Consider the following 25,473-nt stretch of genomic DNA (forward strand, 5'->3'; position numbering starts at 1 on the left):
TTTATATATAATTATTATATAATTTGTCTACGAATATTGGCTTTCCTTTAACTATATTGCGAGACACCGTGAAATTGGCGGGTGTGAAACACTCAAATTCTCAGAATATGAACAAAACGAATATACTGACAAAAGTGTACAGGCAGGTCTTATTGTGCCTGTGTCTGCTTGTGTTCTTTGCTGTAAAGCCAACGGATGCGCAGGCTTCTACCGTTACCCAGCGGTATATCAATGGGGTGTCCGCGATATCGGGGAGTACGAGTTTTTGTGCCGGTGCAGCGCCGGGTGGATATGGGTGTAGCTATACAGTAACAAGTTGCACCTCTACTTCGCTTGTAACGTCTAACTACACTCAGACCTTCACTTCTCAGTGGCAGTTGGATGGTGTGAACGTAGGCGGCGCTTCTTCGGGAACGGCATCGTCGAACGGTACGTTCGCGGCAACAGGGCTGACAACGGCGCAGGCTAATACTTTTGCGGCGGGTGTTCATACACTTACCTGTGTTTTCACGCCAACGAACAGCCCCTCAGGGATACCATGTGCTACTACGGCTGTTTATACTGCCACGCTGGTAATAACAGTGAAATCACCGGCGGCGGCCATAGGTGGGGTGTCGTCGGTCTGTGCCAGTGGGGGAACGGGAACCGTGACGAATACAGGTGTAGGCGGAGTATGGAGCGTAGTGAACAATACAGGAACTGCAAGTATATCGACAGCCGGGGTGGTAACGGGGAGTACCGCAGGTACGGTGACAGTGTCTTATAACACCGGCTGTGCCACGCCAGCCGTAACATCGAAGACCGTGTCGGTCAATGTTTTGCCTACCATATCCGGAACGGCAAGTGTTTGCCAGGGTTCTACCACGACCCTGACAGGTTCGCCGGGTGGTGGTACATGGGCGAGCAGTAATGGTACATTGGCAACCGTGGCTGGAGGGGTAGTGTCGGGCCTGTTACCGGGAAACCCTCTCATATCCTATACATTAGCGGGTTGTTTAAGGACGGCTACGGCAACGGTGAATGCGACACCAACGGCTTTTACTATCAGTCCCTCGTCTGGTAACACATGTCCAGGGGTCTCATCTCAGTTGCTAACGGCAGGCAACTCGCTCGCTCCCGGAAGCACTACGCTGGGCACATTCGTGTCTCAGAATACGCTTTCCACATATCCTGCTGTACTGAGCCAGTATTACGGGGGACAGAGGGCACAGTTCCTGGTACTGGCCAGTGAACTACTTAATATGGGATTCGTCAATGGCAGCAGCCTTACAGGTATCAACTTCGTAGTGGCCTCGCTGGGTGGCGCATATACCAATAACAGTTTGCAGATACGTATCGTTCCTACGGCATTGACGGCGCTATCGGGTACAGCATTCACTACAGCGGGTATCACTACTGTAAGGAGCGCATCGAACTATACGCCCCAGGTAGGCAACAACATACTAACTTTTACGAGCCCCTATACATGGAACGGGACCTCTAACCTGATATTCGACGTTACTTTCGGGAATGGCGTAACGGGAAATACCGGTACGGCGTGTATACAATACTATACTACCACGGCCTTCAACAGTCACATGTACTACCGCGCAGATGGGACAGCCGGCTCTGCTGCCACTGCTGCGGCTGCAACTACGGCCAGCTTCGCGGCCTCGAATACAAGACCTACATTCGAGCTTTTCGGTACTAAGGTGGTTGCGCCAGTGTGGACCAATACCAGCGGCCTGTATACCAACGCAGGAGCCACTACCGCATATGTGGGCGGCACAATGACCAATACGGTGTATGCATCGCCGGCAGCTACTGCCACATACACTGCCACATCTACCCTGGGCACATGCTCGCGTGCCAGCACAGCCACCATCAATGTGAACGTGCCAACAGCAGTGACAGTAAGCACTACCGCAGCTACATGCGGCGCTACTACCATTACTGCCACAGGCGGCACGGGTGGCACTATGTATTTCCAGGGCACTACATCGAACGGTACTTCTACGGCCACAGCGGTTACTACCGCCAATATCACTACGGCGGGCACCTATTATTTCCGTTCGCTTTCCGGTACAGGGTGTTGGAGTACGCAGGGGTCCAGAGCGGTGACCCTGCTTACTGCGCCTAACCTGAGCGTACTGAGCACATCCTGTTCTTCGCCATGCCAGAACCTGCCTGCTACAGTAACGGTGAACTCCACAAGTATGGTAGCAGGCTCCTATACCGTTACCTATAGCCTTTCGGGTGTGAATTCCACCGTCAATGCTACTGCAGCCATAACAATGGCATCTAATACGGGTACATTCACAGTGCCGGGCGCACAAATGCCCAATGCAGGCGCTACTACCCTCACCATTACCGGTATAAGTAATGGCTGTAATACCGTGCCCGGCAGTGGCAATACGGCCGCATTCACGGTGAAGACCAACCCCGTAGTAACGAACTTCAGCACTATAGCGCCAACAATATGCCAGAGCACTACAGCAACGGTAACGGTGAACTCTACCACACTCTCGGCAGGCACATACACAGTTGTATACGGTCTTTCTGCGCCTAATGCGGCAGCGGGGCTTACGGCAACCCTCACCATGTCGGTAGGAACGGGTACATTCGCCGTGTCATCGGGATCGCTGGGCAATGCAGGGGCGACCACCATTACCATAACCAGTGTGCAGAACGCATCGTTATGCAGCGTTGCACCGGCATCGGGCAATACTGCATCGATAACTGTTTCGGCAGTGCCTAATGTGAGCAATTTCAGCACATCGGCATCATCGCCCTGCCTGGGCTTTGCATCTACAGTAACGGTAAACTCGTCTACACTTGGTAATGGCACTTTCACAGTGACCTATGACCTTACAGGAGCTAACGCCACTACGGGCAGTACCGCAACCTTGACAATGTCTGGCGGTACGGGCACCTTTACCACGTCGACCCTCGGTGTGGCCGGAGCGACCAACCTGACCATAACCAATGTGACCAATGCAGCGACCTGTAGCTCGGCGCCAGGCAGCGGAAACACCGCGGCTTTCAGCGTGAACTCGAATACCAGCTCTGTATCGGTGACAGGAGGTGGTACCTTCTGCGGCAGCGCTACGCTGAACGCATCGGGCGGTTCGGGCGGTACTATTTACTACCAGGGCACTACATCGGGCGGCACATCTACAGCTACGCCATCTACATCGCAGGGAGTGGCAACTTCCAATACTTACTATTTCAGGGAACGTTCTGTGGCGGGTTGCTGGGGTATACAGGGCAGTGCGTCCGTTACCATAGACCCCTTGCCCAATGTAAGCGACCTGAGCGTATCGGCAACATCGCCCTGCCAGAATGCGGCATCTACTGTGACCGTGAACTCATCGAGCCTGGGCGACGGCACATTCACTGTCACATACGACCTTACCGGCACCAACACCACGACCGGGGCTACGGCATCGCTTACTATGTCTGGCGGTACGGGTACCTTCAGCATACCCGGAGGGTCGCTGGGTACATCGGGCAGTACTACCATATCCATCACCAATGTACAGAACAGCTTCTTGTGCAACAGTGTGCCCGGCACCGGCAATACCGCGGCTTTCACCGTGAATGCCAACCCCACGGCAGTATCGGTAAGCGGTGGCGGCACTTTTTGTGGCAGCGCTATACTGAACGCATCGGGTGCAGGTGGTACCATCTACTACCAGGGTACTACATCGGGCGGTACGTCCACCACTACCGCCTCGATATCGGAAGTAGTGACATCGACCGGCACATATTATTTCAGAACACGGTCGGCAGCGGGCTGCTGGGGGCCGGAGGGCAGCGCATCTGTTACCATAAACCCTTTACCGACAGCGGTAAGCGTGAGCGGGGACGGTACCTTCTGTAACAGCACTACCATAAGTGCAACAGGTGGCGCCGGTGGTACCATATACTACCAGGGAACATTTACAGGGGGAACATCTACCACTACCCCAAGTACTTCGGAGAGTATAGCTACCAGCGGTACCTACTATTTCAGAGCACAGTCGGCAGCAGGCTGCTGGAGCAATGAGGGCAGCGCAGCGGTGACCATCAACTACAGCTCTGATGTGAGCAACTACAGCATGTCTTCGGCTACTGTATGTATGGGTACTGCGGCTACTGTGACCGTGAGCTCATCGAGCCTGGGAGATGGTACCTATACCATTATCTATGACCTGTCGGGCGGTACTACTGCTACGGGGCTTACGGCATCGCTGGTACTGACCGGCGGAACAGGGACCTTTAGCATTCCTGCCGGTTCTATCACCGGTACGGGCGCTACAACGGCCACTGTGACCAGTGTGCGCAATTCTTTCTCTTGTGATGCTACTCCGGCTAGCAATACGGTATCATTCAATGTTAACCCATTGCCAACTATCACATCGATAAGCGCATCGTCATCTATCGTGTGCATAGGTGCGCCGCTTACACTCACAGCAGTTGGCACTACAGGTACGGGCAGCCCTACATCGTTCAGCTGGGGCGGACCTAACTCGTTCAGCGCAGCTACGGCAACAGGCAGCACAGGTTTTACCGCAACTACTGCCGCAGAGAGTGGCGTTTACTCTGTGACCGTTACATATCCGGGTACGGGCTGTACAAGTATGCCTGCCACATCGGGCACTATAGATGTGAACGCAGTGCCTACCGTAGCGGATGTGACAGCAGATAACAATACCCTGTGTGTGGGTACTGCACTGACACTTACGGCTGGTGCCGTGACAGGAACAGGTACGCCATCGTACAACTGGAGCGGCCCTAACAGCTACAGCGCTACTACCAGTGCCAACAGTGCAGTATTCACAGCCACTACTACAGCGGCCAGCGGTGTGTATACTCTTGTTGTCACATATCCGGGAACAGGGTGCAGCTCTTCGCAGGTAACTACCTCGCCTGCTGTAACAGTGAACGCACTGCCTACAGTAGCAAGCATAGACGCTACACCAGGTACATTGTGCGTAGGCGAAACGATATCGCTGAGCGCGGGTGCGGTGACAGGCACAGGCACACCGACCTATAACTGGAGCGGACCAAACAGCTACAGCACTACCACCAGCGGCAACAGTACCAGCTTTGCGACAAGTACCACTGCGGCCAGCGGTGTGTATTCGCTCTCTGTTACTTACCCGGGAGCGGGCTGTACCAGTGCCGGTGTGGCTTCTTCGGCCATTACGGTGAACGCAGTGCCGAGCATTGCAGACATAACTGCATCGACAGACCTGATATGTACAGGTACGCTACTGACCCTGACAGCAGGAACACCGAGCGGTACCGGTAGTATCACATCTTATAACTGGACAGGGCCCAACTCTTACAGTACTACTACATCTTCTGGCAGCACATCGTTCACGCCGGGAACTACGGCCGCTACGGGTAACTATTCGCTGAGTGTGACCTACCCAGGTACCGGCTGTACCAGCCCGGTAGTGCAGACCTCTACTGTAGTGACCGTGAACGCAAAGCCTACACTATCGGGCATAACAGCTCTGCCATCGAGTCTGTGTATCGGTCAGACACTTACGCTGACCGCTAATGGTACAACGGGTACAGGTGGTGTGGTATCTTATGACTGGAGCGGCCCGAACTCATATAGCAGCTCTACCACAACATCGACACAAGGCATTACCATGGCTTCTACCTCTGAGAGCGGGCAGTACAGTGTTTCTGTTACTTTCCCCGGCACCGGATGTACAAGCAATGTGAGATCATCGACCGCAGTGACGGTGAACCCGCTTCCGGTGGTGTACAATGTGACCGGCGGCGGCGTGTACTGCCTGGGTGGTGGTGGCAGCGGCCTGCCTGTAGACCTTAGCGGATCGGAGACAGGCTACAGCTACCAACTGTATCGTGATGGAGCGACCCTTGGATCGCCTTTCATAGGAACAGGGTCGGCACTGAGCATGGGTACATTTACGGTGGCGGGTACATATAGCGTGCTGGCTACAACGCCCAAAACGTGTACGAGCAATATGGCTGACAGCGCAGTGATACAAGTGAGCCCGATACCTAACTACCATAACGTGACCGGTGGCGGTAACTATTGCTTTGGTACGGGTGGTGTTCCCATAGGACTTTCTGCCTCTGACGTGGGGGTGAGCTACCAATTGTACAGGGACGGTATAGCGGTAGGGTCGCTGGTCCTGGGTGACGGTAACCCGCTGACCTTCGGTAACTATAGTACAGATGGCAACTATACGGTAGTGGCCAACCCGGGATCGGTGTGTGTACGCACAATGACAGGTAGCGCTACAGTATTCACTTACCCTCTGCCAACAGTATATGATGTAAGCGGCGGTGGTACCATATGCGAGGGCGATGCGGGTGTGCATGTGAACCTGAGCTGGTCGGTACTGGGCATCAACTATCAGCTATACCTGTCGGGTGTGGGCATAGTGGGTGCGCCTGTGGCAGGAGCGGTATCCTCTCTTGATATGGGTGTAGTGAATGTGGCAGGTACCTATACCGTGCTGGCCACTAATGCAACTACAGGCTGCAGGAGCGACATGAACCTGAGCGCAACGGTATCGGTGAACCCGGCGCCTACACAATACACTGTGACAGGCGGCGGTACTACCTGCAACAATTCGGGTGCGGTATCGGTAGGTCTTGGCAACTCTGATAATGGTGTATCGTACCAGCTTTATAACGGATCGGTAGCGGTAGGTACTCCTGTAGCAGGTACAGGAGCGGCCATCACTTTCGGTTCGCAGAACGCAACAGGAGTATACAGTGTACGCGGCACCAATACGGTGACCACATGTGCCGGACCAATGAACTCAAGCGTGGTGGTAAGCATCAACCCATCGCCGGTAGCATATGCTGTGACGGGTGGCGGCCAATACTGCGCAGGCGGCAGCGGCTATACCATAGGCCTTGCCAATACGAATGTTGGTATATCATACCAGTTATATAATGGTGCTACCAGCGTGGGCTTGCCCATGGCGGGTACAGGTGCATCTATCAGCTTCGGCACCTTCACTGCAACGGGTACATATTCTGTACTAGGCACGAATATGCTTACCCTGTGTACCGGTCCGATGAACGGATCGGCCACGATATCTGTCAACTCATTGCCGGGTGTATATGATGTCACCGGTGGCGGACATTACTGCGTAGGCACTACAACAGGGGCAGCCGTGAACTTGTCGTTCTCGGAGACCGGGGTGAACTACCAGCTCTACAGGGGATCGACAGCAGTAGGTACCCCTGTTGCAGGTACTGGCTCTGCACTGAGCTTTGGCAACCAGCTGACAGCAGGTGTGTACACGGTACATGCCACTAATGCCACCACGGCCTGCGCCAGCGATATGAACAGCAGCGCCACCGTAGTGCCAGATCCGCAGCCAACGCAGTTCGCAGTGACAGGCGGTGGACATTTCTGCACAGGAGGTGGCGGCATGCCAGTGGGTCTTAGCGGATCGCAGAGCGGTATCAACTATCAATTGTATAATGGAACGCCTACCGTAGGCAGCCCTGTAGCAGGTACGGGCAGCGCTATCTCTTTTGGTAACCAGGCAACAGGCGGTACCTATACCGTACTGGCCACCAATGCACTCACTACCTGTACCAGCATAATGACAGGCTCTGCTACTGTAGTGGCCGACCCGCTGCCTACACAATATGTAGTGACAGGCGGAGGGCATTATTGCCAGGGTGGATCGGGTGTAGCTGTTGGTCTTAACGGATCGGATGCGAGCAATATCACTTATCAATTATACAACGGATCGACAGCAGTGGGTAGCCCTGTAGCGGGTACTGGCTTGGCCATCAGCTTTGGCAGCCAGACCGTTATGGCTTCTTATTCTGTAGTGGCCACAAATACCGTGACCGCATGTACGAGCAATATGTTCGGCAGTGTAGCGGTAGTTATAGATCCGCTGCCTACAGCACATACAGTGACCGGCGGCGGCGCATACTGCGCAGGCGGCAGCGGTGTACCTGTAGGACTGAACACATCGAACACGGGCATCAATTATCAACTGTATAATGGTGCATCGCCGGTGGGCGGTCCTGTGGCAGGTACGGGTGTGGCCATCAATTTTGGCAACCAGACGGCAACAGGTACTTATACGGTGCTTGCTACCAATAGCGTGACCTACTGTACCAATGCTATGGCGGGTAATGCAGTAGTATCGGTGAACCCACTGCCGACACAATACAACGTGAGCGGTGGCGGAAGCTACTGCGAGAATGGTACAGGTGTGCCTGTGGGGCTGGTAGGATCGCAGAGTGGTGTTTCTTACCAATTGTACAACGGAGCTACCGCAATGGGCAGCCCTGTGGGTGGTACAGGCTCGGCCATCAGCTTCGGCTCGCAGACACTTGCAGGTACCTATACTGTACTGGGTACGAATACTACCACACTTTGCAGCAAGGCCATGACGGCTAGCGCAACGGTGATAATGAACCCGGCACCTACCACTTATAGCATGACCGGTGGCGGTAGCTACTGCGCCGGCGGAACAGGTACGTCGGTAGGCCTGAGCGGATCGGATATAGGTATCACTTACCAGTTGTACAGGGGAAGTGCGCCTGTGACCTCGCTGAGCGGTACGGGCAACCCACTGAGCTTTGGCACATATACTGCCGCAGGTACTTATACGGTACTGGCAACGAACAATATAACAGCTTGTACAAAGGGTATGAACGGCACATCGGTAGTGGTGATAAACCCGCTGCCTACGCAATACAGCATGACAGGCGGCGGCGGCTACTGCAATGGCGGTACGGGTGTGACCGTGGGTCTGGGCAATTCTGAGGCAGGTGTGAACTATCAACTGTACAGAAGTGCAACATCGGTGGAATCGCCGGTGGCAGGTACGGGCAGCGCCATCAGCTATGGCCTGCAGACAACGGCAGGTACTTACTCTGTACTTGCGACCAATGCTACCACGGGTTGCACGCGCGCTATGAGTACGGTAACTATGGTAGTGGTGAACCCGCTGCCTATAGTATCGAGCGTGACAGGTGGCGGCGGCTACTGTACCGGCGGACCCGGTGCGCATATAGGTGTACTGGTTACCGAGACAGGTGTGAACTATCAGTTGTATCTCGGTTCTTCATCGATAGGCGCTGCAGTACCGGGCTCGGGCGGCGGAATAGACTTCGGTGAAATATATGTTGCAGGTACTTATACGGTTCGTGCTACGAATTCTTCAACAGGCTGTACATCGCACATGAGCGGCAGTGCAACAGTGATCGTGAACGTACCGCCTGTGGCCTATAGTGTAACAGGTGGCGGATCGTACTGCGCAGGTGGCAGCGGTGTAGCTGTGGGCCTGAGCAACTCTGCAAGCGGTGTGAACTATGCGCTGTACAATGGCTCGTCTGTAGTGACGACAATAGCAGGTACAGGCAGCGCTATCGCATTTGGCACACAGCTATCGGCAGGTACATATACAGTGCGCGCTACGAATGCCACATCGGGCTGTGTGACGAACATGACAGGCAGCGTGAGCGTGAACATAAATGCGCTGCCTACGGTATACAACATATCGGGCGGCGGCAACTACTGCCCCGGCTCCGGTGGGGTGAATATAGGACTGAGCGGCTCTAACGTTGGCATCACTTACCAATTGTATATGGGCAGTACGGCCGTAGGCGCACCTATAACAGGTACCAATGCTCCCATAAGCATGGGCGCATATACTACAATAGGTACATACTCTGCAGTAGCTACCAATGTGGTGACGGGTTGTACCAATAATATGACAGGCAGTGCATCGGTAGGACAGTACGCATTGCCAACGGTATACACTATGACAGGCGGCGGCAGCTACTGCAGCGGCAGCAGCGGTGTAGCTATAGGCCTTAGCGGATCGCAGGCAGGAGTTACTTACCAGTTGTACAATGGATCTACGGCCATGGGCTCGTTCGCAGGCACAGGCGCTGCACTGAGCTTCGGTATGGAGACCGCAACGGGTACTTATTCTGTACGCGCTACGAATAACACAACATCTTGCGCAAACAATATGACCGGCACGGCTACAGTAGGTGTGAACGCATTGCCGACCGTATACCTGGTGACAGGGGGCGGCGACTACTGCGCAGGCGGTATGGGATATACAGTGGTGCTGAATGGCTCGCAAAGCGGCATCAGCTACCAGCTATACAAGGATGGTGTGGCTACAGGAACTGCCATGAGCGGTACGGGGTCTTTCCTTGACTTCGGTATACAGTCGGCAGCAGGTTTCTATACAGTAAGGGCTACGAATGCTACATCGGGCTGTAACCGCACAATGGCAGGTACGGCAGAGATAGGCGTACTGCCTTTGCCAACAACATTCAGCGTGACAGGTGGCGGCAGCTACTGCGCAGGTGGCAGCGGCGTAGCGATAGGCCTTTCCGGATCTGCCAATGGTGTGAGCTATCGCCTGTATAATGGCAGCACACCTGTGGGCGCACTGATACCCGGTACAGGCGGCGCCATCACCTTCGGCTCTATGGCCGCAGCAGGAACCTATACAGTACAGGCTGTGAATACAGGTACGGGTTGTACCCGCGGCATGACAGGCAATGCGGTGGTGAGCATCAATACACTCCCTACAGCTTATACTGTGACCGGCGGCGGTGGCTACTGCTCAGGCGGTAACGGTGTGGCAGTAGGTATAAGCAACTCTGATATGGGCGTTAACTACCAGCTTTATTATAATGGTGTGCCTTCGGGTGTTATACTTTCGGGTACAGGTAGTGCGTTGAGCTTCGGGCTGAAAACTGCTACAGGTACCTATATGGTAAAAGGTACTACCAGCAGCACATCGTGTGTGAACAATATGACCGGATCGGTAACGGTGAGCATCAACCCTGCTCCGGCCACACACTCTGTAGCAGGTGGCGGCAGCTACTGCTCGGGCGGTGCTGGTGCCGAAGTGACACTAAGTGGTTCTAATGCCGGTGTGAACTATGTACTCTACAATGGTTCTACACCGGGTACTACAGTGGCCGGTACAGGCGCAGGTATCAGCTTCGGAATGCAGACATCAGGTTCTTACTCTGTAATGGCAGTGGATGCTACAACATCTTGCACCGCAGATATGACGGGCAGTGTGAGCGTATCTATGAACTCGCTGCCGGTGACCTATGTGGTGACGGGCGGTGGAGCTATGTGCGCAGGCAGTGCTGGTGTGAACATAAGCCTGTCGGGATCGGAAGGTAATACCAACTATACTCTTTATAACGGATCGGCATCAACGGGTATCACAGTGGCCGGTACAGGCAGCGCTATCAGCTTTGGTATGAACGCTGCTGCGGGTACATATTCGGTGCTGGCCACCAATAGTATGTCGGGCTGCGCGAATGGAATGACCGGAAGCGCTACCATAACAGTGAATGCACTGCCTGCACAGTACTCTGTGACAGGTGGTGGTAGTTACTGCGCAGGCGGTACAGGTTCTGTCATCAGCCTGTCGGGTACAGAAGCAGCTATACAGTATAACCTGTATAGGAATGGTATCGCAACAGGCACATCGCTGACAGGTAATGGCAGCGCAATGTCTTTTGCTCCTCAATTGACAGCAGGTAACTATACAGTAATGGCCGTGAATAACAGCACATCATGCACACGCGCCATGACAGGTAGCGCTGCGGTGTCGGTAGGTGCAAGCCCTGTGGCATACACGGTATCGGGCGGCGGCTCTTACTGTACAGGTGGGCCTGGTGTGAATGTGATGCTGAATGGTTCGGCGAGCGGCGTTACCTACAAGCTGTACAATGGCGCTGCGCAAGTGGGCAGCACAGTGTTCGGTACAGGTAGCGCTATCAGCTTCGGTATGCAGACAGCGGCAGGTACCTACACAGTACTTGCTACAAATACTACCTCATCTTGTACCGCCGCCATGACCGGCAGCGCAACAGTGATAATGAACACACCACCTGTAATACATGCTGTGACCGGTGGCGGTTCTTACTGCTCGGGTAGCACAGGTGTTAATGTAGGCCTGGCCAGCTCTCAGGCAGGTGTAAGCTATAAGCTATACAGAGGCGCTACACAGGTAGGCGCAGCTGTGAACGGCACAGGTGCAGCGATAGACTTTGGTGTGATGAGCGTAGCGGGTACCTATACAGTATCGGCTACCAATGTAGCTACCTCTTGTGCTGCAGCTATGAGTGGCAATGCCGTAGTGCAGGTGAACACACTGCCTGTGACACAAACGGTAATAGGCGGCGGTGCATACTGCAACGGTGGTACCGGTGTGGATGTGTCGCTGAGCGGCTCTGAAGCAGGTGTTAACTATCAGCTTTACAATGGAACGACCACAGTAGGCGGCCCTGTTGCTGGTACAGGCAATGTGCTGTCGTTCGGTCAGCAGATGACCGTAGGTACTTACTCTGTACGCGCTATGAATGCAAGCACGTCCTGCGCGCGTGATATGACCGGCACTGTGCCGGTGAGCATCAATACTCTGCCTGCAGTATATGCTGTGACAGGTGGTGGCAACTATTGTGCCGGTGGTACAGGTATGGCTATTTACCTGAGCGGATCTGAAACGGGTGTTACTTACCTTGTATACAGGGACGGTGCTCAGGTAGGTGTAGTGACAGGTACTGGCTCTGATATCAACTTCGGAACACAGACAATGGCCGGTAACTATACCGTGATGGCCGAGAACTTCAGCACACATTGTACCTCTTCTATGACAGGCAGCGCTACCATAGGTATCAATGCAGCGCCTGTGGCATATACTGTATCGGCAGGTGGTACATACTGCGCAGGCGATGCCGGTGTGAATGTAACACTGGGCGGATCGGAAGCAGGAGTGAATTACAGGCTGTACAATGGTGCTACGGCAGTGGGCAGTATAGTAGAGGGTACAGGCTCTGCCATCAGCTTTGGCATGCAGGCTGCAGGTACCTATACAATAAAGGCAACCAATGCTGTTACTTCCTGCACCTCTGCAATGAGTGGTTCTTCTTCCATAGCTATGAACGCACTGCCTAATGCATATAATGTAACAGGCGGCGGTGCCTACTGTGCCGGTGGTACGGGTATGCCAGTGGGCCTGAGCAATTCGCAGACAGGCGTGACATACAAACTCTATAATGGTGCTGCACAGGTAGGTGTAGCTATATCGGGCACAGGTGGCGCTATCACATTCGGTAGCCAGCAGACGGGTGTATACACCGTAGTAGGCACCAGCAGCGCTACAGGTTGTGCCAGGAATATGAACAACGCTGTGACGGTGAGCACTCACGAGCAGCCAACGGCCTTCGATGTGACAGGCGGCGGCAGCTACTGTGCAGGTGATAACGGTGTAGCTATACTGCTTGGCGGATCGCAGGCCGGTATCAACTATCGCCTGTATAGAGGTGCGACCGCTATAGGTAGTGCGGTGGCCGGTACAGGTAGCGCTATCGCGTTCGGTATGCAGACAACAGCGGGCAACTACACAGTTAAGGCCACTAATGCTACCACAGGCTGTACAGCTACGATGGCGGGTAGTGCAGATGTAATGATAAACATACTGCCTGCTACCTATGCAGTGACAGGTGGTGGCAGTTACTGTGCCGGTGGTACAGGTGTAGCGGTAGGCCTGGCCGGCACAGATGCCGGAGTATCTTACCAGCTATACAATGGCACTACCGCGATAGGCGATGCTGTGACGGGCAATGGCGCTATATCGTTCGGGGCACAGACAGCGGCAGGTACATATAAGGTGCGTGCTACTGATATGACGACATCTTGCGCTACAGATATGACAGGCACTGTTGCAGTGAGCATCAATGCACTGCCGGTAGCATATACACTCTCTGGCAGCAGTACTGGCTACTGCGCAGGTAGCGCCGGTGTACAAGTAACGCTTGAGAATTCGCAGATAGGTGTTTCTTACCGCCTGTACAACAATGCTACTGCATCGGGCAGTGATATGGCAGGTACTGGCAGCAGCCTGAACTTTGGTAACAAGACAGCCACAGGCACTTACTCTGTACTGGCCACCAATACCATTACAGGTTGTACATCAGTGATGAGCGGTATGCCTACGGTCTCTGTTAATGCACTGCCTTCGCTCTACTCTATGACAGGTGGTGGCAGCTACTGTGCCGATGGTGCAGGTGTGGCCGTAGGGTTGGTAGGCACTCAGACAGGTGTGGGCTATCAATTGTATAAGGGTGTTGTAGCTACAGGCAGCGCAGTGGCCGGTACCGGTAATGCCATCAGCTTCGGTGTGTTGCCCGCAGGTATCTATACTGTTAAGGCTACCAATAATGCTACAAGCTGTAAGAACAATATGATGGGTAGTGTAGCCGTAGTGTCCAACCCATTGCCTGCGACCTATGCTGTAACAGGCGGTGGCCAATACTGTGCCGGTGGTGCCGGGGTGAGTGTAAGCCTTGCCAACTCTGCTACGGATGTAGAATATCAGCTTTACAATGGCGCTACCATGGTAGGAACTGCAATAGCAGGCAATGGCGGATCGCTGAGCTTTGGTATGCAGACCGCAGCAGGCACATACTCTGTAAGGGCTACTAACCCATCTACTACATGTGCTGCCAATATGAGCGGCAACGCTACTGTAGGCATCAATGCAGCCCCTGCAGGGCAGACCGTAACAGGTGGCGGCGCACTTTGTGCAGGTAGTGCAGGCATAGTGATGGGCCTGGGTGGCTCTGAGACAGGTGTGAACTATCGCCTGTACAAAGGCAGTGTAGCAGTAGGCAGTGTACTGGCAGGTAATGGTGGTGCGCTGAGCTTTGCCGCTGTAACTACTGCGGGTACATACACAGTGCTGGCAACGAATGCCACTACATCTTGCGCCAAAGCAATGACCGGCAGCGCTACAGTGATAGTGAACGAACTGCCTGCGGTATTCGCAGTGACAGGTGGTGGTGCTTATTGCGAGGGTGGCGCAGGACTGGCCATAGGCCTGAGCGGATCGGCAAGTGGTGTGAACTACAGGCTGTACACAGCTAGCGGTATCGTAGCAACTGCGCCGGGTAATGGTGATATAGTGAACTTTGGCCTGCAGACAACTGCCGGTACCTATACCGTACAGGCCGTGAACGCAACTACAGGTTGTGTACGCAATATGAGCGGCAGCGCGGCGATATCTGTGACACCATCTGTGATACCTGCGGTAGATGTGGCATCTGCTAATGAGGTTTGCGCAGGTACTACCGTTGTATACACTGCTACACCTACCAATGGCGGAACATCGCCTGCGTACCTGTGGAAAGTGAACGGCGTTACAATGAGTGTGGCATCGGGTATGTTCAGCTATATACCTGCCAATGGCGATGTGGTGAGTGTGACGCTGACCAGCAGCGCTAATTGCGCATCTCCTTCTACGGCCATGGCAGCTACAACAATGGTAGTAAGAGCCAACCAGACACCTGTAGTGACCGCAACGGTATCTGTACCGGGCGATACGGTGTGTAAGGGTAATACAGTGACATTCTCTGCCACTGCACTGTACGGTGGCGATGCGCCTGTGTATGAGTGGGTGCGGAATGGTGTGGTAGCATCTACAAACCAGGTATACGCCTATGTGCCAGACAATGGCGATGTAGTGTACTGCCGTCTTACCAGCAACTACGAATGTGTAAGCACTGCAATGGTAAGCAGCGACAGCCACACTATGAATGTGCTGGCCCCTACAGCGCCATCGGTACTGATAACAGCTAACCCGGGCACGAAGATCGCAAGGGGACAGTCGCTGACGCTGACAGCAGTGGCAAGCAATACTTACCAGCCATCGTACCAGTGGTACATCAATGGCGCTGCGGTGCAGGCCGCTACCAGCACTACATTCACATACAGCAACTATAATGATAAGGACACAGTGACATGCCGCGTTGCCAACAATACGGTATGCGGCGAGTTCGCTGCCTTCAAAACAGTGCTGATAAATGTGAACGAGATGGCGGTGTCGAACACTGTATCAACTGCGTTCGATGTGCATGTAATGCCTAATCCATCGAATGGCAGGTTCTTCATACGCGGCACTGTAAATGGTCTTGCCAACGGCAAGGTGGATGTAGAAGTGGCCAATATGCTGGGCCAGGTGGTATACAAAGGCCAGGCAGATGTGCGCGGCGGTAATATAGATACCCAGGTAGACCTCGGAAACGGGCTGGCCAATGGCATGTACCTGCTGAACCTTCGTACGGAGACCGACGGGCGTATATTCCACATCACTGTGGCACAGTAATATAGGAAGCAGATCTTTTTAGGGCAGGGGGCTTTTCGGCTCCCTGCTTTTTATTTTACCTTTGCAGCATCATGTCTGGTATATCTAATTTCGACCCTAACTCAGTAGGGCTTAAGTCAAACAACATCTTTGGTCTTCCGTTCAGCGAGGAAGAATCGGCACTGGTACTGCTGCCGGTGCCATGGGAGGTGACCGTATCTTATCGTACGGGTACGGCCAGGGGGCCGGAGAACATATTCAGCGCGGCTATGCAGGTGGACCTTTATGATCCCGATGTAAGGGACGGCTGGAAGAAGGGTTTTCATATGCTGCCGGTAGATAAGATAATACGCGGCAAGAGCGACTACCTGCGTCAGTGTGCAGAGCTGATAATATCGCACATGACAGAGGGCGGAGCTGTGGACGACAATGTGCAGCTATGCAAAAAAATGACCGAGATAAACAACGGTGGCAAGATGCTGCGCGACTGGGTATATGAAATGACATCGTCGCTGCTGAAAAAGGGTAAGAAGGTAGGGCTGATAGGAGGTGATCATAGTACACCGCTCGGGTTCATAAAAGCGCTGGGAGAGATGCATGGAGAGATAGGCATACTGCAGATAGATGCCCATGCCGACCTGCGTATAGCCTATGAGGGTTTCACATACTCGCATGCATCTATAATGTACAACACACTGAACGAGGTGCCACAGGTAAGTAAGCTGGTGCAGGTAGGTATACGCGACTACTGCGATGAGGAGCTGGATATGATAAACGAGAGCAACGGCCGCATAGTAACTTTCTTTGACCGTGATATAAAGGCTCGCCAGTACGAGGGAGATACATGGAAGGCCATTTGTGATGATATAATAGCTGCGCTGCCACAGAAGGTGTACATCAGCTTTGATATAGATGGGCTGGACCCCAAGCTGTGCCCCAATACGGGTACGCCTGTACCGGGTGGCTTTGAGACAGAGCAGGTGTTCTACCTTTTCAGACAACTGCACAGGGCGGGGAAGGAGCTTGTGGGCTTCGATGTGAACGAGGTGTCATGCGGCAGCCATTCGGGAGATGGTATAGATGCCATAACCGGCGCCAGGGTGCTCTTCAAACTTTGCAATTTTATGGTAGCCTAGAGGATGCCGATATTCTTTATTCTAACAGAACAGGCCGCGATCGCGGCCTGTTCTGTTGTTAAGTAAGTTAATCGTCGCGGCGGCCCAGGTATACCGATATGAAGTATACGAGCTGTGCCACAGAGGCCAGGGCAGCTACAAGGTAGGTACGGGCAGCCCATTGCAGGGCATCGGCAGCCTTGTCGTGTTCCTGGGGAGAAGTGAGGTGTGTGGTCTCCATCCATTTAAGGGCGCGGGCACTGGCATCGTACTCTACGGGGAGCGTGATGAGCGAGAAGAGGGTAGACATGGCGAAGAGGGCTATGCCAATGAGCAGGATGGTCTGGTTGCCACCGCCAAAACCCATGACACCAAGGCCCGCCAATATGACCCATTGCCCCAGTGTGGTGCTTACCTGTACCACAGGCACCAGCGTACTGCGGAGCTGTAGCATACTATATGAGCGGGCATGCTGTACCGCATGGCCACATTCGTGGGCGGCCACTGCGGCAGCAGATATGCTGCGACCCGAATAGACATCGGGGCTGAGGTTCACGGTCTTGTTGGCAGGGTTGTAGTGGTCGGACAGGAAGCCCTCGGATGTGGTGACACGCACATCGTTGATGCCATTTTCGCGCAGCATACGTTCGGCCACCTCGCGGCCGCTAAGGCCCTGCGAGAGCGGTATCTGGCCATACTCGGTGAATTTGCGTCTCAGTGTAGCGCTTACGGCCATTCCCGCAAGGAACAGAACACCCATAAGCAAATAATATCCCATCATTTTGTTTGCTCTTTTTATAGTATACCATCAAATAGCTTACCAAAGTAAAAATGGCAGATATTAGTCTGAACCTTGATTTGAAGGATAGCTTGATAGCCATGATCGGGGATATAACATTTTTTTGCTGCGATTTATTGAGGGTCAATTTGTTGTAGCAGTTTTACCTCGGTTTAGTGAAGCCCCTCCCGGCCTGCCCCAAGGGGAGGAGATGGGATGTATGTGTATGTACAAAGTGAAGGAGCCAAACAGAAGTGACATAGTGTGTAGGAGAGGTGCATGTATTGGTTCGATACTTGATGTACTTGTTTGTGCCGACCTCGCAAAGAGGTGGTTGGGACGATGCATAAAAAAATAGAGGTCATTATGACCTCTATTTTTCATTATATATGTGGTGGCAAAGTAGCTACTAGAATACGGGCAATGGTGCAAGACCGCCGAAGGCCAGTATGGACACGGCTATGATACCGAGTATGAAGGCTGCGATGCCGTAGCCTTTTTTGCTGAAGTTCCTGTTGGAGAAGCCGAGGAAGCCGAACAGTATGGCGCCTATGGCGAATATGGGCAGGAAGAAACCGAGAATGGCGAAAATGAAGGCTATGGTGCTGACCTGGCCCCTATAAAGCATGCGCACAAAGGTGCCGGATGGAGAGCGGGTCTCTTGCAGGGTAGAGAGCATTTCGGCTACCTGGGCGTTGCGGGCATCGGCACCGGTGGCAGATGATGTGGTAGTGGCTGCGGCGGTAGTGCGTACCACGGCATGTTTTTTCATAAGGAAACCTGCATGAGTGGTGGCAGGTGCGAAAAATGAGATAGTAATGATAAGAAGGAAGAGTATCCTGTTCTTCATAAAGCGGAAATTATGGTTTCAAATATACAGTTTTATGGACACCTTATATAGGGTTCAGTAACAAAAAATTATGAGGGGCCGGGTGGGAGAGTTGTTTTCGCTTGCGGGCTAATTGAAGTAACTTTGCCGCCTTAAACTATACGATAATATGAAAATGGACAAAGTGCTGGGCAAGCTGGGTATAGAAAAGGTGAACGAAGGAGCCGCAACAGGCGCCGAATGGCTAAAGGCCAAGGGCGAAAAAATAGAATCTTTCTCGCCGGTGGATGGCAAGAAGATAGCCGCCGTGACCACCGTGACCCGCGAGACCTATGATGCTGTGATAGACAAGGCACAGCAGGCATTTGCCGAATGGCGCATGTGGCCCGCGCCCAAGCGCGGCGAGGTGGTGCGCCAGGTAGGCGAGGCACTGCGCAAATACAAGGAGCCGCTGGGCAAACTGGTATCGTACGAGATGGGCAAGAGCCTGCAGGAGGGCTATGGCGAGGTGCAGGAAATGATAGATATATGTGATTATGCAGTAGGCCTGTCGCGCCAGCTCTATGGCCTGACGATGCATAGTGAGCGCCCGCTGCATCGCATGTACGAGCAGTGGCATCCGCTGGGTGTAGTAGGTGTGATAAGCGCATTCAACTTCCCGGTAGCGGTATGGAGCTGGAACAGCATGATAGCTTTTGTGTGTGGTAATACCTGTGTATGGAAACCGTCGGAAAAGACGCCGCTGTCGGCCATAGCTTGCCAGAATATAATAGCAACAGTATTCAAGGCCAATAACGTACCCGAGGGTGTGTGTGGCCTGGTAGTGGGCGGCCGCGATACGGGCGAATGGATGAGCAGCGATACAAGGGTGCCACTGGTATCGGCCACGGGATCGACAAGAATGGGCAAGGCTGTGGGCGCTACGGTGGCTGCACGCCTGGGCCGGTCGCTGCTGGAGCTGGGTGGCAACAACGCCATCATAGTATCAGAGCATGCCGACCTGAACATAGCGCTGCGCGCGGCCATATTCGGTGCGGTAGGTACAGCAGGCCAGCGCTGCACCACTACACGCAGGCTGATGATACATTCATCGGTATATGATGCCTTCAAGAAGAAGCTAGTAGCGGCTTACAAGCAACTGGTGATAGGCGATCCGCTGGATGAGAACACGCATGTGGGCCCACTAATAGACAAGGACGCTGTAGCGGCCTATACCAACGCCATAGCTCAGGTAAAAAAAGCAGGCGGCAAGGCTGTAGTGGCCGGCGGCGTACTGGAAGGTGAGGGCTACGAGAGCGGCTGCTATGTAAAGCCCTGCATATTTGAGGTGCAGAACGACTGGGAAGTGGTGCAGCATGAGACCTTTGCGCCTATACTGTACATAATGAAATTCGATGTGCTGCAGGATGCGATAGCCATGCAGAACAATGTACCGCAGGGCCTGTCTTCGTCTATAATGACGCTGAACATGCGCGAGTCGGAACTGTTCCTGTCGCACGCGGGCAGCGATTGCGGTATCGCCAATGTGAACATAGGCACCAGCGGCGCAGAGATAGGTGGCGCATTTGGCGGTGAAAAAGAAACAGGTGGCGGCAGGGAGAGCGGGTCGGATAGCTGGAAGGCATATATGCGCCGCCAGACGAACACCATAAACTGGAGCGACCAATTGCCACTGGCACAGGGTATAAAATTCAGTGTATAAGTATTTGATGATAGATATAGAAAAATGCGGCATTTTTGTGCCGCATTTTTTGTGTGTACACTTTTTATAAAATATACCCGATGAGGAAGTTATTGCTGATATGCTGCCTGTGTATAGCCGCAGGTGCAAGAGGGCAGGTGAGCGAGGAGGCCGTGAAGCCACTTATAAAGCAGCGGCTGTACAGTTGCTTCGAGGTAGAATACAATGCCGTGATCGAGGTGCAGCGCCTGTACCGTGAAGGGAAGACAGATACTATGGATGCGCTGATAGGCTTCTGGCAGCGGCATTGCCAGATGACCGAGCGAGTTTTCTCTATAGGGCTGCTGAACAGTATAAGGAAGGGAGACTTCAACGAATATATAAGCAGCAACAACTTTCTGATGCCGAGAGAAAGGCCGGTGGCCATAGACAGCGATGTGTACAGGCCCGGCATACTGGCTATGCTGAACGACTACAAAGCAGCAGGCAAGGGCAGCATATTTGACAGGAGCTATACGGCCTGGGAGAAAAATAATTATGCATACCCGAAGAACGTAACGGAGTTCTACGACTTTTACGAGCGTTATTATAATTTCCTGAGGGAAATGGCGAGGGATCTGCAGGGGAAGCGTAAGTACACACCTGTGGAAGACTTCCTGCTGCGGTATTATGCCGACCCCAAGGGGGTAAGCTATGCCGAACTGGACTCTGTGCTGTATAACGGATCGATATTGTATGATGTGTACCACGACTACAAGAAGTATGACAAGAGTATACAGGGATACAGCTATGGCATGACCGCAGGGATATGGGTGCCCACCGATAAACTGGCGCTACTGGGCAACCACCCGAGCTTCGGTTTCAATATGGGTGGGAAGACCTATAAGACGGCATGGGATATGGTGGTAGGGTTCAGGACGAACAGGGCAGCGAATACCTATATGGTGTATACGGAAGATTCGCTGTATTCTACGAATTATTTCTTTGGGGCGTACCTGGGTATGGATGTGACGCATACCCTGTGGCAGAGGGGCAAGCATCAGCTGGACCTGTTGTGGGGCATAGGATATGAGGGCATACAGACACTGAATGAAATAGATGAGACACGGAAGGGGAGCTCTACCATAGACCACTACCTGAACATATGGTATGTGAACCCGGGAGTGGGGTATAAGCTGTATGTACGGAACAAAGTGAGGGGAGAAACACGAAAATTCTCTTACCTGGCGCTGCAGGGCAGATACTATATAACGGATATAAGGAACAGAGGCGGTACCGACCTGCACGGCAACTATTGTACCATAGGGCTGGTGTATGGCGCCTACAGCCACACTTACAGCAAATACCCGCACCTGAAATAGGCCCTGTGGATGCGGGGCGGATATGCGCTATAGAGGTATGACCGGTATGGTGATGCACCTTAACAAAATATTGCACATTCTGTGGTCATATGGTATTATATTTGGTGTACAAACCACAGACATGGAAAAAGAGAAAAATAAAATACTGCTTGTAGAGGACGATACTAATTTTGGACAGGTACTGAAAAGCTACCTGGAGCTGAACGATTTTGTTGTAGAGCTGGCCCGCGATGGTATACTGGGCCTGGCTGCCTTCCGCAGGGAGCGTTTCGATGTGTGCCTGCTGGATGTGATGATGCCGAACATGGATGGCTTCACGCTGGCAGAGGAGATACGCAATGTAGACCCGGATGTGCCGCTGTTCTTCCTATCGGCCAAGAGCATGAAGGAGGACATACTGCAGGGCTACAAGCTGGGCGCCGACGACTATATAACCAAGCCTTTTGACAGCGAAGTGCTGCTGCTGAAGATAAAGGCCATACTGAAGCGCAACCAGGAAATGCATGACAAGAACCACTCTCAGGTGGAGTTCAATATAGGTGGTTACCATTTCAACAGCAAGCTGCGCACGCTGAAGCATGGCGCGGATACCAATACGCTGTCGCCGAAGGAGAACGAGCTGCTGCTGATGCTGTGCGAATACAAGAACGACCTGCTGCCTCGCGAGACCGCGCTGAAGCGCATATGGGGCAGCGATACCTACTTCAACGGCCGCAGTATGGACGTATACATTGCCAAGCTGCGCAAGTACCTGAAAGAGGATAGCTCTGTAGAGATAGTGAACATACATGGTAATGGCTTCCGCCTGGTGGTGCCGGAATAGTGTACCGTGTGGATATTATATTGGGAAAAGGGGCCGTACGGCCCCTTTTTTATGTGCGTGCAACAGTAACGGACAGATAAAGATGGACCATATTATCATTGCCATGCTGTATCTTTGCAGCGCAATTTTATATTATCTAACACCTAAAAAATAAAAAGTAAATGAAAATTACTGTAGTAGGCGCCGGTGCTGTAGGCGCTACCTGCGCAGATAACATTGCCCGCAGGGAACTGGCCGAAGAACTGGTGATACTGGACATCAAGGAAGGTTTTGCAGAAGGCAAGGCGCTGGATATAATGCAGACAGCATCGCTGTGCGGTTTCGATACCCGCGTAAAGGGTGTTACCAATGACTATGCTGCAACTGCAGGCTCGGATGTGGTAGTTATCACATCGGGTATACCCCGCAAACCCGGCATGACGCGCGAGGAGCTGATAGGCACTAACGCACGCATAGTAGAGACAGTATGCAAGAGCGCGCTGGAATACTCGCCTAATGCTATAATAGTAGTGATATCGAACCCGATGGACACTATGACCTACCTGGCGCTGAAGGCCACAGGCCTGCCAAAGAACCGAGTGATAGGCATGGGTGGTATACTGGATAGTGCACGCTTCAAGTGCTACCTGCAGAAAGAGCTGGACTGCTCTGCCAACGACCTGCACGCTACAGTGATAGGCGGCCATGGCGATACTACCATGATACCCCTGACACGCCTGGCCACGCTGAACGGTACTCCGGTATCGAACATGCTGAGCGCGGATACGCTGAAGCAGGTAGCTGCCGACACTATGGTGGGTGGCGCTACGCTGACGAAGCTGCTGGGCACATCGGCATGGTATGCACCGGGTGCTGCAGGAGCCGAGCTGGTAGAGTCGATAGTGCGCAACCAGAAGAAAGTATTCCCCTGCTGCGTATCGCTGGAAGGCGAATATGGCCAGAACGATATATGCCTGGGCGTGCCTGTAGTGATAGGCAGCAACGGCTGGGAAAGCATAATAGACTACAAACTGAACGAGGAAGAAATGGCCGCGTTCAATAAGTCGGCAGAGGCGGTTCGCAACATGAACCAGGTGCTGGATACGCTTGTTGCTTAATTAGCTGATAAGCTGATGTGATAATTAGCTGATGATATATATGTAGAGCCGCTTTGAGAGCGGCTCTACTTTTTTGCCCAATACTGTTGGGCGAGATCTTACAAAAAGAAAGAAGCCGCATTAGCGGCTTCTTTCAGTATAGTGGGACATCAGCTTATCAGCTAATTACTTCATCAGCTGATTTTATTTCAGCTTGAAGGCTTTTTTCACTTTTGCTACATAGTCCAGTTTCTCCCATGTGAAGAGCTCTACCTTCATTTTCTTGGTCTTGCCATCGGCGCTCTTGAAGGTCTTGTCTACGGTAACGGGTACACGGCCCATGTGGCCATAGGCGGCGCATTCGCTATACATAGGCTGGCGCAGCTTCAGGCGCTCTTCTATGAAATAAGGACGCATATCGAACACGCCTTCCAGTATCTTAGCTATCTGACCATCGTTCATGTCTACCTTGGCAGTGCCGTAAGTGTTCACATACAGACCCATGGGCTGGGCCACGCCTATGGCGTATGATACCTGCACCAGTACTTCGTCGCACACACCGGCAGCAACGAGGTTCTTGGCTATGTGGCGGGTAGCGTATGCTGCAGAGCGGTCTACCTTGCTGGGATCTTTACCAGAGAACGCACCGCCACCGTGTGCGCCCTTGCCACCGTATGTATCTACGATGATCTTGCGGCCGGTGAGGCCGGTATCGCCGTGTGGGCCACCTATCACGAACTTGCCTGTGGGGTTGATGTGGTACTTTATCTTTTCGTTGAAGAGATGCTTGTACTGAGGGTAGCTCTTCAGGATGCGAGGTATGAGTACTGTCTTCACATCTTTCGTTATCCTTTCCTGCATGGCCTTTTCTTCAGCGAAATCGTCGTGCTGGGTAGAGATAACTATGGCGTCTATGCGTACGGGCCTATTGTTGTCGTCATATTCCAAAGTTACCTGGCTTTTTGCGTCGGGACGCAGATACTTCATCTGCTTGCCTTCGCGGCGTATAGCCGAAAGCTGGAGGAGCAGGTTGTGCGCGAGGTCGAGCGCGAGGGGCATATAGTTGGCCGTTTCGTTGGTAGCATAGCCGAACATCATACCCTGGTCGCCGGCACCCTGGTCTTCTTTCTTCTTGCGCTCTACACCTTGGTTGATGTCTGCAGACTGCTCGTGTATGGCAGAGAGCACACCGCAGGAATGGGCTTCGAACATGTATTCGCTTTTGGTATAGCCTATCCTGGCTATCACCTCGCGGGCTATTGTCTGTACGTCTATGTAAGTGTTACATTTTACTTCGCCTGCCAGTACTACCTGTCCGGTAGTTACCAGCGTTTCGCATGCTATTTTGGACTGGGGGTCCCATGCAAGGAAATTATCAACGAGAGCGTCCGATATCTGGTCGGCGACTTTATCGGGGTGTCCTTCCGACACGGATTCTGATGTGAATAAATAAGGCATTGTTCGTACTATATTTTTTTGGTGAAATAATCAATAAAAAAAATGGTCGGGTGCAAATGTAGGAATTGTTATGTGTTTTTCAGTTTTTTTCATAGCAGTTGCATTCAAAGCCCCGGTTATTTACCGGCAGATGAGATATTGTGCATATTGCAGCTACACAGATAAATGGTGTGCCGGCGCACCTGCCCGAATTTCCTTGCTGTTTTGTCGGCTTTCGCATATTATATCATA

At 52.9% G+C, this 25,473-nt stretch carries 9 protein-coding genes; 6 read left to right on the forward strand and 3 right to left on the reverse strand.

The genetic code is table 11. The annotated features are described in order from the left end of the window. The first annotated feature begins 107 nt into the window (after positions 1-107). On the forward strand, positions 108-16,142 hold the full coding sequence (locus tag ABD843_RS11750; protein WP_345083354.1) for a T9SS type A sorting domain-containing protein: 16,035 nt from the start codon (positions 108-110) through the stop codon (positions 16,140-16,142). A 71-nt stretch (positions 16,143-16,213) separates the two neighbouring features. After that, positions 16,214-17,257 carry an agmatinase family protein gene (locus ABD843_RS11755; protein WP_345083356.1) on the forward strand — a complete coding sequence of 348 codons (1,044 nt, stop codon included), beginning with the start codon at positions 16,214-16,216 and terminating at the stop codon, positions 17,255-17,257. 67 nt (positions 17,258-17,324) lie between these two features. Here the strand turns inward: ABD843_RS11755 and ABD843_RS11760 are convergent, their stop codons facing one another. Further along, positions 17,325-17,996 carry a zinc metallopeptidase gene (locus ABD843_RS11760; protein ID WP_345083357.1) on the reverse strand — a complete coding sequence of 224 codons (672 nt, stop codon included), beginning with the start codon at positions 17,994-17,996 and terminating at the stop codon, positions 17,325-17,327. A 427-nt stretch (positions 17,997-18,423) separates the two neighbouring features. Further along, positions 18,424-18,864 (reverse strand): hypothetical protein, encoded by a 441-nt coding sequence (locus ABD843_RS11765; protein ID WP_345083358.1) that lies wholly within the window; start codon positions 18,862-18,864, stop codon positions 18,424-18,426. Positions 18,865-19,012: 148 nt separating this feature from the next. Here ABD843_RS11765 and amaB point away from each other — a divergent pair, with 148 nt between their 5' ends. The 4 genes from amaB to mdh all read left to right on the forward strand — a co-directional run bounded on the left by amaB (position 19,013) and on the right by mdh (position 23,805). Next, positions 19,013-20,545, forward strand: a complete 1,533-nt coding sequence (gene amaB / locus ABD843_RS11770; RefSeq protein ID WP_345083359.1) for an L-piperidine-6-carboxylate dehydrogenase — start codon at positions 19,013-19,015, stop codon at positions 20,543-20,545. Between the two features lie 80 nt (positions 20,546-20,625). Next, entirely contained in the window at positions 20,626-21,885 is a 1,260-nt protein-coding gene (locus ABD843_RS11775) for a hypothetical protein (protein ID WP_345083361.1), read from the forward strand. A 121-nt stretch (positions 21,886-22,006) separates the two neighbouring features. Next, a complete protein-coding gene (locus ABD843_RS11780) occupies positions 22,007-22,708 on the forward strand; it encodes a response regulator transcription factor (RefSeq protein WP_345083363.1) in 702 nt (233 codons plus the stop codon). A 161-nt stretch (positions 22,709-22,869) separates the two neighbouring features. Beyond that, the gene (gene mdh / locus ABD843_RS11785) at positions 22,870-23,805 is read left to right on the forward strand and encodes a malate dehydrogenase (protein ID WP_345083365.1); all 936 of its coding nucleotides are present in this window, start codon (positions 22,870-22,872) and stop codon (positions 23,803-23,805) included. A gap of 183 nt (positions 23,806-23,988) precedes the next feature. Here the strand turns inward: mdh and metK are convergent, their stop codons facing one another. Next, positions 23,989-25,242: a methionine adenosyltransferase gene (gene metK / locus ABD843_RS11790; RefSeq protein ID WP_345083367.1), complete on the reverse strand. Its 1,254-nt coding sequence runs from the start codon at positions 25,240-25,242 to the stop codon at positions 23,989-23,991. Positions 25,243-25,473: the final 231 nt, after the last annotated feature.

Source organism: Nemorincola caseinilytica, assembly GCF_039540515.1.
GTDB classification, from domain to species: domain Bacteria; phylum Bacteroidota; class Bacteroidia; order Chitinophagales; family Chitinophagaceae; genus Nemorincola; species Nemorincola caseinilytica.